A 12,996-nucleotide genomic window follows, 5' to 3' on the forward strand; every position below is an offset into this window, starting at 1 on the left:
AAGTGAATTGTAAATTGAATTCAGTTTCTTTTGACATATCATTTATAATTTAATACGATATATAATATACTGATTAGTACATAAAAACGTGATTTATAATTTAGAAAACAGGTGAAAAAAAGGAGGGGTTAAATGGCTCGACTACGTGAATTTGATAAAGAAAAAGCTTTGGATGCTGCTATGCAACTTTTTTGGGAGAAAGGATACGCTGCTACTTCATTAAGTGATCTAACTGCTAAAATGGAAATACAAAGACCGAGTTTATATGCAGCATTTGGTGATAAAGAAGGGCTGTTTGAAGCTGCATTACGGAGATACACGAATTTACACGCAGCTAGCATTCGAACAAAACTTCAAAAAGAACAATCTGTAAAAGAGGCCATTCGTATATTTTTTGAAAATATGGTGGAAGAGGAATATAAAAAAGAATCAAATAAAGGCTGTTTTTGTATTAACACAATGGTTGAGATTGCCCCTCATAATGAAAAATTTGAAGTGCTGACTAGAGAACATCAAATGTATCTTTCAGTTATATTTCAAGAATTAATTACTAAAGGAATTCAGTCTGGAGAACTGCAAAGTGATGTGAATGCTAAAGCATTGGCACAAACGCTAGTTACTTCATTAATTGGATTAACGGTGTTAATGAAATCTCGCCCAGAACGTTCAGTTGTAGATAATTCGGTATGTATCATATTATCGTTACTAAAATAAATGTAACAGAATTGTATTTCAATCAACTATGTCGATTATAGACACTTTTATTTATAAGCTTTTAACTTTAAGCACTGAATTGTCTACGAAGGCAACAAGTGCTTTTTATTTTCGTGTAAATATGAGCAGGTGAATCATAATGGTTGTCTGCAATATATGAAGATTGTTGGAGACATTTGTAATTAGGAATCGGATAAGAGAGGAATGAAAACACTATATAAGCCCCTTCAAAGCCCCTTATAAGCACCTACCAAGTAATAAATCACTAAGAAAAAACAAAAACAAAAACAACTACAAGAACAAAACAAGCGCGAAAAAATAAAACCGTCGTTGTAGTAGTTAAAAAAATTTGGAACTCGAATGCCAAAACCGTTACCTCATTCCTATATTTATATTGAAGGATTGGAATTTTCCTTTTTACTAGTAAAGAGCGGGAGGAAAACTGATGGCGGTGTACCGTAATGTGCAGGTGAACTTTTGGCAAGATGAATTCATATTAGATTTAACGCCAGAGGAGCGTTATTTTTATATATATTTGTTAACTGGTACGAAAACGAAGCAATGTGGTATTTACATATTACCGAAGCGTTTGGCAGAGCTTGAAACTGGTTACAGTATGGAGACTGTTGAGAAGTTATTGAACCGGTTTGTGGAATACGGGAAGATTGTATATGATGCGGAAACGAAAGAGTTATTCATTATAAATTGGTTACACTATAATCCTATTTTTAATACGAACATAGAGAAATGTGTATTACGTGAGCTGAAAATGGTGAAAAGTAAAGAGTTCCTACATAAGTTTTTACGTAAATGTCTTGAAGAAGAATGCAAGATTCCATTATTACTTCAGTATTTTGGTATGCCAGAGGAAGAGATTGATAGTAATTCACAACAAGTAATTATTCAAGAGAAGGAAGAGGTAGAAAGAGTAGAGGATGCCACTCCGCATAGTGAAGTTTATAAATTTTACGAACAAAACATTAGTAGTCTATCTCCATATATCGCGAAGGAATTAAAGGAATGGATGCAAAGAGTTTCAGGAGATAAAGTACTAGAGGCACTTAAAATTGCGTTTGAAAATAATAAGGGGACACTTGCTTATGTGAAGGGGATTTTGAGGAATTGGTGTAAGAAAGGACGAGTAAGCTTCAATAAAGGAAAGGAAATAGTGCGTAAGAGAGAAGTATTCAGTTTGTATGATCCATAGCATGAGCAAGTAATGATTTCTTCTTTTCTAAAAGGTTCTTTCACAATAGAAGCGAATAGATTGAGAGAGGAGGGATTGTATGGAAGTCGTCATAAAAAAGAAACGAAATAGGGGAAAAAGAATTTTTATTTGGTCTAGTAGTATCGTTCTTTTTTTGTTTATTTGCGCTATGATTTTTTTGAACATATATACGCTTAGTTCTGTGCCAAAGATAGATGGAACGATAAAACTTGAGGATTTACAACATGCTGTTGCGGTGAAACGAGATAGTAAAGGTGTACCACATATTAAAGCGGAAAATGCGCATGATTTATATTTTTCGCAAGGATACGTACAAGCGCAAGATCGTTTGTTTCAAATGGATTTAAGTAGAAGACAAGCTTCTGGTATGTTAAGTGAAGTTGTAGGGGAAGCAGCTGTTGATCGAGATAAATTGTTTCGAACGCTCGGTTTACGGCGAGCGGCAGAAGCGTCTGTTAGTCAATATGATGGAGAAGCGAAATATGCCCTGCAGTCATTTGCTGATGGGGTGAATACCTTTATACGTGAAGCGAAGGCCGAAAAGAAATTGCCAGTGGAGTTTACTCTATTAGGTTATGAACCTGCTGAATGGTCAATCGTGGATTCTTTAACGATTGGAAAGTATATGGCGTTTGATTTAGGAGGACATTGGCACGGACAAGCATTTCGATATTGGGCGCTGAAAAATTTACCGAAAGAGCAAGCAAATGAGCTATTTCCTACATATCCGAAAGATGCGCCTAGATTGCTAGCTGAATTGAAAAATACAAATGTGGACGTAGCACAAAGTTTTTCAAAGACAGTTATTCCACCAGAGTTTAACGGTAGTAATAACTGGGTAGTGAGTGGTGAAAAGAGTGTATCTGGTAAGCCAATTTTAGCGGATGATCCTCATTTATCTCTTGCGACACCTTCTGTTTGGTATCAATCGCAACTTGAAATGAAAGATTTACATGTGAGTGGCGTTATTTTCGCAGGAGTACCAGGCGTTATATTAGGACACAATGACAAAATAGCATGGGGCGTTACGAATACAGGTCCCGATGTGCAAGATTTATATATTGAGAAGCGAAATCCTAATAATGAAAATGAATTTTTGTATAACGATAAATGGGAAAAGGCTACGGTTGTTGATGAATCTATTAAAGTAAAAGGCGGGAAAACAATTCCGTATAACGTTACGGTTACGAGGCATGGTCCAGTTATTTCAGAGTTTGCGGATAAAGGAAAAGAGAAAACAAAAACAGTATTCGCTTTGAAATGGACTGCTTTGGAGCCTTCCGCTGAATTAAAGGCTGTATTAAATATGAATAAGGCGAAAGATTGGAATGAGTTTGAAACGGCTCTTCAAGATTTTCATACACCGACTCAAAACTTTGTGTTTGCATCAAACGATGGCACAATTGCTTATAAAGCGAATGGAAATATACCAGTGCGTAAAAAAGGTGATGGTAGTTTGCCTGTGCCAGGATGGACAGATGAATATGAATGGGAAGGGTATATTCCGTTTGATCAACTTCCAAAAGTAATAAATCCAAAACAAGGGTTTATTTCAACTGCAAATAATAAAATCGTTGATGACGCTTATCCGTACCATATTAGTAATACGTGGGCGCAGCCATATAGGCAAATGCGTATTCAAGAGTTTTTACAAGAGAAGGAAAAGTATACGGTGAAAGATTTAGAAGATTTACAGATGGATCAAAAAAATTTATATGGGAAAGAGTTTACTCCTATATTGTTAAAAGAGTTAAATAAAGCATCTTTAAATGAAGTAGAGAAAGAGGGCGTAAAACAATTAACAAAGTGGAATTTTTACGATAGTAAAGATGAAGCGGCACCATTAATATTCCATTTGTTAATGAAAGAGATTTCGAATACGCTATTTTCAAAAGAAATACCGAAAGATGTGATGGAGTTATTTGAAGGGAAGTCACAAGTAGTTGATGAATTGATTCGAAAAGAAGTAGCAGGAGAAAATAGCGCTTGGTTTACGAAGTACGGAGGGTTCACGAAAGTTGTGCATACATCGTACGAGAATGTAATGAAAAAATTACAGAAGGAATATGGACCCGATGTTGCAGAGTGGAAGTGGGGCGATTACCATCAACTTGCTTTTACACATCCGATTTCGAGATCATCTAGTATGTTAGCATTACTTGCATTTAATCGTGAGAAACCAGTTCCAATTGGCGGAAGCCAAGTTACCGTTCAAGCAGCAAGTTACGGAGATAACGGTATTGTCAATCACGGAGCTTCTTGGCGATTCGTGATTGATACTAAAGATATGTCAAACGGTTATCATATCGTAGGGCCAGGACAATCAGGAAACTTTAGAAGCGATTGGTATCATGATCAAATAGATGATTGGGTAAATGGTGAGTATCATACGACTACACTGAATACGGATGGAATAGAGGGGAAAGTGTTAAATTTACAGCCGCGATAATGTTAGAAGAGACTCTTACTTTAAGTAGGGGTCTCTTTTTTTATTTACCTTACTATTTTTAGGGGGATTATATGGATACCACTTTTATTAATGGAAATGTATTTAATTTTTTCTGGAATATATGTGAAATATTGTATAAAATAATCAAGAAAGCCAAAAATTATGGGGGAAAGTTATGAAAAAAAATAAGAGTTTAATAAGTTTTTTAGGAGTGTGTATCATGTTGTTTTCTTTTTGTTTCCAGGGAAATATACAGGCGGATGTAAATACTGTTCAATCTGGAAAAATAAAATCAGGAAACGTAACGGTATGGGAAGTAGGCAATGTAGCGAAAGTGTTAGCAGATGTAGAGCGCTTGAATTTAAATACGGTGAATGTACCTATTCAAGTAGATATTCCGGATGTGAATTCGGCTAATATGGTAATTAATCAGGCGCAAAAGAAACAAGCTATTATTTTAATTCAAGAATTATTAAAGCGTAATATACAAGTTATATTGGAGGCGTTTCCGTTTATTCAGCAAGGAAATATTGGAGAAACAGAGTGGAACCCTAGTAATATTAACGATTTCTTCTGGAATTGGAAAACGGTTGTTTTACAAGATATTTTTAATTCCATTACAAGTAAGTACAATATTTATGGGCTGAAAATCGCTTCTAATTTCGTTAATATGGAATATGCAGAAGGATATTGGAATGATACGATTAATTTTGTTCGCCAGCAGTATAAAGGAAATGTTTTGTATCAAATGAACTGGTGGTTAACTGCAAGTTGGGATCCTTCTTTTGAGGCGGAATTTAAAGAGAAAATAAATCGCCCGTATTTAAAAAAGGTGGACATTGTAAGTATTGATAGTTGGTTTGAAGTTTCAGGAAAAAGAAATCCATCATACGAAGAAGTAAAACAAAGCTTATTTGCGACGACAGTATACAATCGGGGCCAAAATGTTGTTCAGCAACTTGAGACATTACATAAAACAACTGGAAAGCCAGTTTATTTTGGTGGATTTAATGTGCCAGCACGTGAACTTGGACTACAAAGCCCGTGGAACCCAGATATTACGAATGTGTTTTCAAAAGATGTACAACTTAACGGGTGGCGTGCTTACCGAGATGTATTAGAAGCGAAGCCATATTTTAAAGGTTTTTCAATTTGGTTTATCGGATCTAATGATAGTAATCATTCATATCAAATACATAGTAAAGAAGCAGAGACAGTTATTAATGGCTGGTATCGAAAATAAATTTTATAAAATAGGTAAGTTTTAGAATCCATTACATATATTTTAGTGAAAGGCCTTTCACCATCTTATCACCTAGGGGGCAATCATAATGAAATTTTTGTCATACCTTACAGTAATTTTGGTGATTCTTGGCGGTTTGAATTGGTTGTTTGTGGCGTTAGATTATAATGTAGTTGAGAAATGGTTTGGTTCTATGCCGGCGCTTGTGGATACTATTTATTGGCTCTTTGGTCTTTCAGCTATTTATCAAATTTTCGATCGGTTCTTTACGAGTAAGTAGCTATTATACTTAATTACTAGAGTGTTAAGTACGATTATGTACTTAACACTTTTTTGTATGTTTATAAAAAGCAGGGTGCACATGCAAGCGATTCCATTGCGTCTTGCACCGTAATAACGGAAAACAAATTGACCGTGTATTGTATATAGGTTATAATTCAGAAAGTTTAAAAAATAATAAAAATGAGAAATAGGGAGGTTATCTGGGTGATGGAGAGAGTGTATAATTTTTCAGCAGGACCATCTATACTCCCTTTGCCAGTTTTAGAGAAAGTGCAAAAGGAGCTTGTAAATTATAACGGGACAGGCATGTCTGTTATGGAAATGAGCCATAGATCTTCTTATTTCCAAAGTATTATTGATGAAGCAAGTAGCTTACTTCGTGAATTAATGAACATTCCTGATGAGTATGAAGTTTTATTTTTACAGGGCGGTGCGTCATTACAATTTTCTATGATACCGTTAAATTTAATGAGTACGTATAAAAAAGCTGGGTACGTACTGACAGGTTCATGGTCTAAAAAGGCGCTGCAAGAAGCCGGAAAAGTAGGAGAAGTACAAGTGATTGCTTCTTCTGAAAAAGAGAAGTTTACTACGATTCCTAAAATGGATGATTTACCAAATGATGAAGAACTAGATTATGTACATATTACAACGAACAATACAATTGAGGGGACAAAATATATGGATATTCCCCATTTAGAAAGAGTGCCGCTCGTTGCGGATATGTCCTCAAATGTTTTATCAGAACAATATGATGTTACGAAGTTTGGTCTCATATATGCGGGTGCGCAAAAGAATTTAGGGCCAGCGGGTTTAACGATTGTAATTATAAAAAGAGATTTAATTGGCAGTGCAAATAGTGCTTGTCCTACGATGTTAAACTATGAAACTTACAGTAAAAATAACTCCCTATATAATACACCGCCAACCTTTAGTATTTATGTAGCAAAACTTGTACTAGAGTGGTTGAAAGAACAAGGCGGGGTATCTGCGATTGAAGAACAAAATAGAATGAAATCTTCACTTCTTTACAATTTTTTAGATGAATCTAAATTGTTTACTTCACCAGTTGATCCCACGTATCGGTCACTTATGAATATTCCGTTTACAACACCGTCAGAAGAGCTTAACAATCAGTTTTTACAAAAATCGAAAGAGCGCGGTTTCGTTACGCTAAAGGGACATCGTTCAGTCGGCGGTATGCGCGCTAGTGTTTACAATGCGATGCCAACCCAAGGTGTACAAGAATTAGTAGACTATATGAAGGAATTTGAGCTTGAAAATAGATAGGGAGATGGGGATATGTTTCGTGTTCAGACGTTAAATCAAATTGCCGAAAAGGGTTTGCAAATTTTTGATGGGAATCGCTATGAAATTGGAGACAAAGTAGGTCATCCAGATGGTATTTTACTTCGCAGCTATTCTTTACATCAAGAAGAGTTTTCAGAAGATTTAAAGGCAATTGCAAGAGCTGGTGCCGGTGTAAATAATATTCCTGTTGAGCGTTGTACGGAAAAAGGGATTGTAGTATTTAATACGCCAGGGGCTAATGCGAATGCAGTGAAGGAACTTATTATCGCAAGCCTTATTATGTCTTCCCGTAATATTATAAACGGAGTGAGCTGGACGAAAGAGTTGGATGGAGAAGAAGTACCACAGCTTGTTGAAGCTGGGAAGAAGCAATTCGTTGGGTCAGAAATTGCAGGGAAACGTTTAGGTGTTATCGGTCTTGGCGCAATTGGTGCTTTAGTTGCAAATGATGCGTTATCTTTAGGTATGGACGTTGTTGGATATGATCCGTATATATCAGTTGAAACGGCATGGCGTCTTTCTACACAAGTACAAAGAGCGTTTAGCCTAGATGAAATTTTTGCAACGTGTGATTATATTACACTACATATTCCTCTTACGAACCAAACGAAGGGGATTATTGGTGAACACGCTATAGAGACGATGAAAAAAGGAATGCGTCTATTCAATTTCTCTAGGGGAGAACTTGTAGATGAAACAGCTCTTCAAAAAGCGTTAGAAGAAGATATTATTACACATTACGTAACAGATTTTCCGAATGAAAATGTGATAAAGATGAAAAATGTAACAGCAACGCCTCATCTTGGTGCATCTACGTCTGAATCTGAAGAAAATTGTGCAGTAATGGCTGCACGTCAATTACGTGAATATTTAGAGACAGGTAATATTCGTAATTCAGTAAACTATCCAAACGTAGAACTTCCGTACATTGGAAAAAAACGAATTACAATTATGCATCAAAACGTTCCGAACATGGTAGGACAAATTACAGGATGCTTAGCAGAACATCATATTAATATTGCGGATATGATTAATCGTAGTAAACATTCTTGGGCGTACACAATGATTGATATTGATAACGGAATTGATGATATAATGAAAGAGAATATTGTGGAAAATATAAGCAAAATCACAGGTGTTGTAGCTGTTCGAATGATTGTGTAAAGGAGAGAGAAACTTGGCAAAAATCCGACCGTTTCGTGCTATTCGTCCAGTAGAAGGTAAAGCAGCACAAGTAGCAGCTTTACCGTATGACGTATTAAATAGTGAAGAGGCAAGAGAAGTTGTAAAAGGGAATCCATATTCTTTCTTACACGTTGATAAAGCAGAAATTGATTTAGACCCGGCACTTTCACCGTACGATGATCGCGTATATGAAAAAGCGGGTGAAAATTTAAAGCAATTTATACAAGAAGAAGTGTTCGTTCAAGATGAGGAGCCAGCGCTTTACATTTATGAACTGACGATGCAAGGAAGAACGCAGTCAGGCCTTGTCGTTTGTACATCGATTGACGAGTATGAAGATGATACAATTAAAAAACATGAAAGAACGCGTCATGAAAAAGAACTTGATCGTATTCGCCACGTAGATGTGTGTGACGCAAATACGGGGCCAATTTTTTTAACGTATCGTACAAAAGAAGAAGTGAAACGTTTCATTGCAAGCTGGAAAGAAGAACATGCGCCAATCTTTACATTTACAGCAGAAGATGGCGTTAGGCATGTTGCGTGGAAAATTGCAGATGAAGAAGTAATTGCCACTTTAGTAAATGCATTTGAAGATATTCCTAACTTGTACATTGCAGATGGACATCACCGCTCTGCATCAGCTGCAAAAGTAGGGCTAATGCGAAGAGAGCAATATCCGAATTACACAGGAGAAGAGGAATTCAATTTCTTCCTATCTGTTTTATTCCCTCATGATGAATTATCAATTTGGGACTATAACCGGGTTGTGAAAGATTTAAATGGTTTATCAGTCGAGCAGTTTTTAAAGCAAATTACGCAGTACTTTTATGTAGAAGAAGCAAATGGTTCTCCGTATAAACCAAATGAACCAAAATCATTTGGCATGTATGTAAACGAAAAGTGGTATAAGCTCACTGTGAAAGAGGAAACGTTTGATGCGAATGATCTCGTTAAAGGTTTAGATGTATCTATTCTGCAAGATCATTTATTAAGCCAAGTACTTGAAATACATGATCCACGATCTGATTCACGCATTGATTTTGTCGGAGGAATCCGCGGATTAGAAGAATTAGAACGCCTTGTAAATAGCGGTGAATATAAAGCAGCGTTTTCATTATATCCGACATCAATGGAAGCTTTATTATCAATCGCAGACGCAGGGGAAGTTATGCCGCCAAAATCAACGTGGTTTGAACCGAAACTGCGCAGTGGGTTGTTTGTTCATTCGTTAAAATAAATATAGACTTCTTTAGATTGAAAAACCGAAATGATTATAGTTTCGGTTTTTCTTATGTTAAAAGTGTTTTTGAGGAGGGGTATCGATGAAATTGCAAGTAGGCGAAAAAATCACCTTTGAACGAACGTTTACAAAAGAAGATGTTGTTTTATTTACAGAAGTATCTAAAGATGAAGGTGTTCATCATGTTACACCAGATGAGCAGGGGAGATTTGTTGTACAAGGGCTGTTAACATCAACGCTGCCTACAAAAATTGGCGGTGACTATAACGTACTAGCTCGCAAGATGGATTTTGAATTTTTACGTCCTGTTTTTAGCGGTGATACAATTCGTTGTGACGTAACTATTGAACAATTTGAACCCGATGAAAAACATCGCACAAAAATTATTGCGATGTTTATATGTAGAAATCAACTTGAAAAAGAAGTTATGAAGGGGAGTTTTTCGGGGATTATTCTTTAGTTAGTAGGAAAAGTAATGAATAGGTGGGGGGCACATGCCTCTCGGGCTTAGATTTTTAATTCCATCATAACGAAAATTTTATGCATTGCTGAATACTGATAATAAGACGTTATGTAATATACTCTTTTCTTTTCTTAACTAATAGAAGAATAGTTGAATAAGCTCGTCAACAAAAAGGACATTCCTAGTATTACAAGAAATGTCCTTTCCATTATATTATAGGGTATTTTGCTAAAATTCAAACTCTAAAATCAGTTTACTAGTTTGACCTGTAAACTGATAATTATAGGACCCTCTCAGATTTTCTAAGTTACCGGTAGCTTTAATAATTGTTCCTGGGGAATCTAGATTTCCTTTATCAAATATTCCTTGCTCTATAGCTGTAAATGTCCCTTGTTGCCCCTTATAAATTCCTTCAAAGTGTAAAAATCCAGAAATTTTAGCAGTAGCCAAGTGACCATCATTTATATTTGAGTCTAAATAATATAATAAGTATTCAACAAAAGCTTTTCCTTTTAATTCACCATCAATATCATATTCAACATGGGCAATATTAATAGGAAAATCTTTTCTAGTATCATCGATTAGTTTTTCCTCCCATTTACTTACTGTAAATGTTACTTCCATACACGTAATCCCCCTTTATCATTAGATAAGTAATCTCCATATCATTTAAAAAGTACCAATTCACAGTCATATCTCATAAGAGTGTTTTTATTTATTTGAGTCCTGCCATATCGCTATCAAGCTAATAAAATACTCCCTAAAATGAAAAATACGCTATTCTTTCTGTAGGATCAGGAAAACATAATTATAAAACTTATGGCCCTACTTATTTGAATTTTCACTCCACGCCACTTTCCAAAATAGAGAAAGATACATTTTCACAATTAATTTCTGCTATCGCACCGTAAGGCAAAATAAACTTCGGTTCGGTATGGCCAAAATTTAAATTATAAAGAATCGGCAAATCTTCTAAGTTATGTTCTTTCATAACTTTCAGTATTTCGTGTTTATATTCTTCATAATACATTTCGTCTTTTGGTTTACCAAAAATGATGCCTTTTGCTTTTTGCAGAATGCCTTGCGCTGCGTAATTTCGTAACCAATACTTTATATAACTTGGTTCTGGATGATCTTCAGAGGTTTCAAAGAAAAGGATACTATTCGCCCAATGTTTTTTCTCAGGCCAAAGTTCCGTTCCTTTTGCAAATTCCAGTACTTCTATACAACCACCAATTAAACGCCCTTGTACAGTGATAGAGCCTTGAAGTAGCTCATATCCGTTGTTTTGTTGCATTGTACGCCTTTTATCTTTATTTATTTCTATCCATTCTAAACGCTCACTCGTCCATTCATGAGCTGGTTGAATCTCGCCAATATTCTCATTTGAAAAGAGAGTTCGATTTACCATTTCAATTGTATATGGATCCATCTCTACATTTTCGGCAAAATCGGTTAAAATTGCTGGACCGTAAAAAGAGGAAACTCCTGCTTTATGACAAAACAAGTGTGAAACGGTAACGTCAGAGTACCCCATAAAAATTTTCGGGTTTTCACGGATCACATTAAAATCTATATAAGGAAGTAAGCGAATGCTATCTTCACCGCCAATATTCGCAATAATGGCTTTCACGCGCGTATCTTTAAAAGCTGTCATTAAATCTTCCGCACGAGCCTGTGGGGTGTTATAAATGAATTCGCTACCTTTTAAACTATTTGGCATTGGGACAACTTTCAGACCGAAAACTTCTTCTAATCTTTTTACTCCTTGTTCATATCGCCATCTTATCTCAGAATCACCTGCTCCTCCCCACGAAGGACTTACTGTTGCCACAATATCTCCTGCCTGTAATCTCTTTGGTTTCTTTAACATATTAACTCCGCTCCTACATAATGTAATGGACTACGATTATACAAACTGTAGTATTGAAAAATATGATGCATGACATTAGTTTCTTCATCATCAATCCGTTTACCTGCTGGTATTCAAGAATTTAGCACTCGTGTTGAATATAGGAATAATCGATTTATATTTGAAAATTACAGTATGCAACATTGCATAAGAAAGATGGTTGCTATTTTCTATAACCTGTAACTATAATAGTTACAGGTTGGTCGTATCCAATCAAAAAATATAATCATCATGAATGGAGAGGTTACATATGGGTATGAAAAAAATAATTTTAGCAGGTGCTTTAGGGATCGCAGCATTATCAGGAACGAATTTACCAGGATTAGAACTGTCAAAAGCGAGTGCTGCTTCTATTGAATCGAATCTCTCGACGTTAGAAGGGCGAGTAGTAGAAGTAGATAACGGTGTAATTGTCGTAAAATCTAAGCAATATGAGGAACCTGTTAGTGTGTATATAGATTCCCTTTCAAATGTGAAAGTAGGGGATGAGGTTAAAGCTACTGGATCTATGATGCGTAATTTTACTGAATATATGATTGCAAATACAGTTGAAAATACGTCAAATAAATTAGGTATGCACATGAAAGAAGATGGTTCTCCTGATTATGTAATTGGGGAAGTATCAAAAGTAGGAACGATGGAAGATGAAGGAGACGGTTCTACTAAATATGTCGTAGTTGAGTATCCATCACTAAACGAGAAGAAAGTTATTATTGATGTTTTCTTAACGAAGGGACAAGTATTTAATACAGGTGAGAAAGTGAAAATTGATATGAAGTATGTAGGATGGGGCGGAAGTTCTATTAACTGGAACACAACGGATCATATCGAAAAAATTCATGAGGTAAAGAGCAACGTTGAAAATAATGATGATGTTTGGATTTGGTCTTAATTAGACGCTTGTAAATAACAAATGTATCATGCAGTACCCATCGAATCATCATATGTATGATAATTCGATGGGTA

12 protein-coding genes are annotated in these 12,996 nt (G+C 35.7%); 10 read left to right on the forward strand and 2 right to left on the reverse strand.

The genetic code is table 11. The annotated features are described in order from the left end of the window. Window positions 1-132: 132 nt before the first annotated feature. The 9 genes from B5P40_RS22070 to B5P40_RS22120 all read left to right on the forward strand — a co-directional run bounded on the left by B5P40_RS22070 (window position 133) and on the right by B5P40_RS22120 (window position 10,115). The gene (locus B5P40_RS22070; protein ID WP_002190148.1) at window positions 133-714 is read left to right on the forward strand and encodes a TetR/AcrR family transcriptional regulator; all 582 of its coding nucleotides are present in this window, start codon (window positions 133-135) and stop codon (window positions 712-714) included. A gap of 445 nt (window positions 715-1,159) precedes the next feature. Continuing rightward, window positions 1,160-1,921, forward strand: a complete 762-nt coding sequence (locus B5P40_RS22080) for a DnaD domain-containing protein (RefSeq protein ID WP_113709873.1) — start codon at window positions 1,160-1,162, stop codon at window positions 1,919-1,921. A 79-nt stretch (window positions 1,922-2,000) separates the two neighbouring features. Then, window positions 2,001-4,391 (forward strand): penicillin acylase family protein, encoded by a 2,391-nt coding sequence (locus tag B5P40_RS22085; RefSeq protein WP_113709874.1) that lies wholly within the window; start codon window positions 2,001-2,003, stop codon window positions 4,389-4,391. 175 nt (window positions 4,392-4,566) lie between these two features. After that, complete coding sequence (locus B5P40_RS22095; RefSeq protein WP_113709875.1) at window positions 4,567-5,634, forward strand: glycoside hydrolase family 113; 1,068 nt, start codon at window positions 4,567-4,569, stop codon at window positions 5,632-5,634. A gap of 88 nt (window positions 5,635-5,722) precedes the next feature. Next, the gene (locus tag B5P40_RS22100) at window positions 5,723-5,914 is read left to right on the forward strand and encodes a DUF378 domain-containing protein (protein ID WP_002084566.1); all 192 of its coding nucleotides are present in this window, start codon (window positions 5,723-5,725) and stop codon (window positions 5,912-5,914) included. Window positions 5,915-6,123: 209 nt separating this feature from the next. Next, window positions 6,124-7,206 carry a 3-phosphoserine/phosphohydroxythreonine transaminase gene (serC, locus tag B5P40_RS22105; protein ID WP_113710071.1) on the forward strand — a complete coding sequence of 361 codons (1,083 nt, stop codon included), beginning with the start codon at window positions 6,124-6,126 and terminating at the stop codon, window positions 7,204-7,206. 12 nt (window positions 7,207-7,218) lie between these two features. Continuing rightward, a complete protein-coding gene (locus tag B5P40_RS22110; RefSeq protein WP_002185427.1) occupies window positions 7,219-8,391 on the forward strand; it encodes a 3-phosphoglycerate dehydrogenase family protein in 1,173 nt (390 codons plus the stop codon). A 13-nt stretch (window positions 8,392-8,404) separates the two neighbouring features. Beyond that, window positions 8,405-9,652 carry a DUF1015 domain-containing protein gene (locus tag B5P40_RS22115; protein ID WP_002128118.1) on the forward strand — a complete coding sequence of 416 codons (1,248 nt, stop codon included), beginning with the start codon at window positions 8,405-8,407 and terminating at the stop codon, window positions 9,650-9,652. An 85-nt stretch (window positions 9,653-9,737) separates the two neighbouring features. After that, on the forward strand, window positions 9,738-10,115 hold the full coding sequence (locus B5P40_RS22120) for a hotdog family protein (RefSeq protein ID WP_002033079.1): 378 nt from the start codon (window positions 9,738-9,740) through the stop codon (window positions 10,113-10,115). Window positions 10,116-10,346: 231 nt separating this feature from the next. Here the strand turns inward: B5P40_RS22120 and B5P40_RS22125 are convergent, their stop codons facing one another. Both B5P40_RS22125 and B5P40_RS22130 read right to left on the reverse strand, forming a co-directional pair. Then, complete coding sequence (locus B5P40_RS22125) at window positions 10,347-10,742, reverse strand: DUF3224 domain-containing protein (RefSeq protein ID WP_088265356.1); 396 nt, start codon at window positions 10,740-10,742, stop codon at window positions 10,347-10,349. Window positions 10,743-10,959: 217 nt separating this feature from the next. Next, window positions 10,960-11,991 carry a S66 family peptidase gene (locus B5P40_RS22130; protein WP_113709876.1) on the reverse strand — a complete coding sequence of 344 codons (1,032 nt, stop codon included), beginning with the start codon at window positions 11,989-11,991 and terminating at the stop codon, window positions 10,960-10,962. A gap of 289 nt (window positions 11,992-12,280) precedes the next feature. Between B5P40_RS22130 and B5P40_RS22135 the strand changes: the two genes are divergently transcribed. After that, entirely contained in the window at window positions 12,281-12,922 is a 642-nt protein-coding gene (locus tag B5P40_RS22135) for an ATP F0F1 synthase subunit alpha (RefSeq protein WP_113709877.1), read from the forward strand. Window positions 12,923-12,996: the final 74 nt, after the last annotated feature.

The sequence above is a fragment of the Bacillus sp. SRB_8 genome (assembly GCF_003264205.1).
Classification (GTDB): Bacteria; Bacillota; Bacilli; order Bacillales; family Bacillaceae_G; genus Bacillus_A; species Bacillus_A mycoides.

Bases quoted from the DNA above. Each gene is read 5' to 3' on its own strand.
- B5P40_RS22135 (WP_113709877.1), top strand. From the start codon at position 12,281: ATGGGTATGAAAAAAATAATTTTAGCAGGTGCTTTAGGGATCGCAGCA.
- B5P40_RS22130 (WP_113709876.1), bottom strand. From the start codon at position 11,991: ATGTTAAAGAAACCAAAGAGATTACAGGCAGGAGATATTGTGGCAACA.
- B5P40_RS22080 (WP_113709873.1), top strand. From the start codon at position 1,160: ATGGCGGTGTACCGTAATGTGCAGGTGAACTTTTGGCAAGATGAATTC.
- serC (WP_113710071.1), top strand. From the start codon at position 6,124: ATGGAGAGAGTGTATAATTTTTCAGCAGGACCATCTATACTCCCTTTG.
- B5P40_RS22095 (WP_113709875.1), top strand. From the start codon at position 4,567: ATGAAAAAAAATAAGAGTTTAATAAGTTTTTTAGGAGTGTGTATCATG.
- B5P40_RS22085 (WP_113709874.1), top strand. From the start codon at position 2,001: ATGGAAGTCGTCATAAAAAAGAAACGAAATAGGGGAAAAAGAATTTTT.
- B5P40_RS22100 (WP_002084566.1), top strand. From the start codon at position 5,723: ATGAAATTTTTGTCATACCTTACAGTAATTTTGGTGATTCTTGGCGGT.
- B5P40_RS22070 (WP_002190148.1), top strand. From the start codon at position 133: ATGGCTCGACTACGTGAATTTGATAAAGAAAAAGCTTTGGATGCTGCT.
- B5P40_RS22110 (WP_002185427.1), top strand. From the start codon at position 7,219: ATGTTTCGTGTTCAGACGTTAAATCAAATTGCCGAAAAGGGTTTGCAA.
- B5P40_RS22120 (WP_002033079.1), top strand. From the start codon at position 9,738: ATGAAATTGCAAGTAGGCGAAAAAATCACCTTTGAACGAACGTTTACA.
- B5P40_RS22125 (WP_088265356.1), bottom strand. From the start codon at position 10,742: ATGGAAGTAACATTTACAGTAAGTAAATGGGAGGAAAAACTAATCGAT.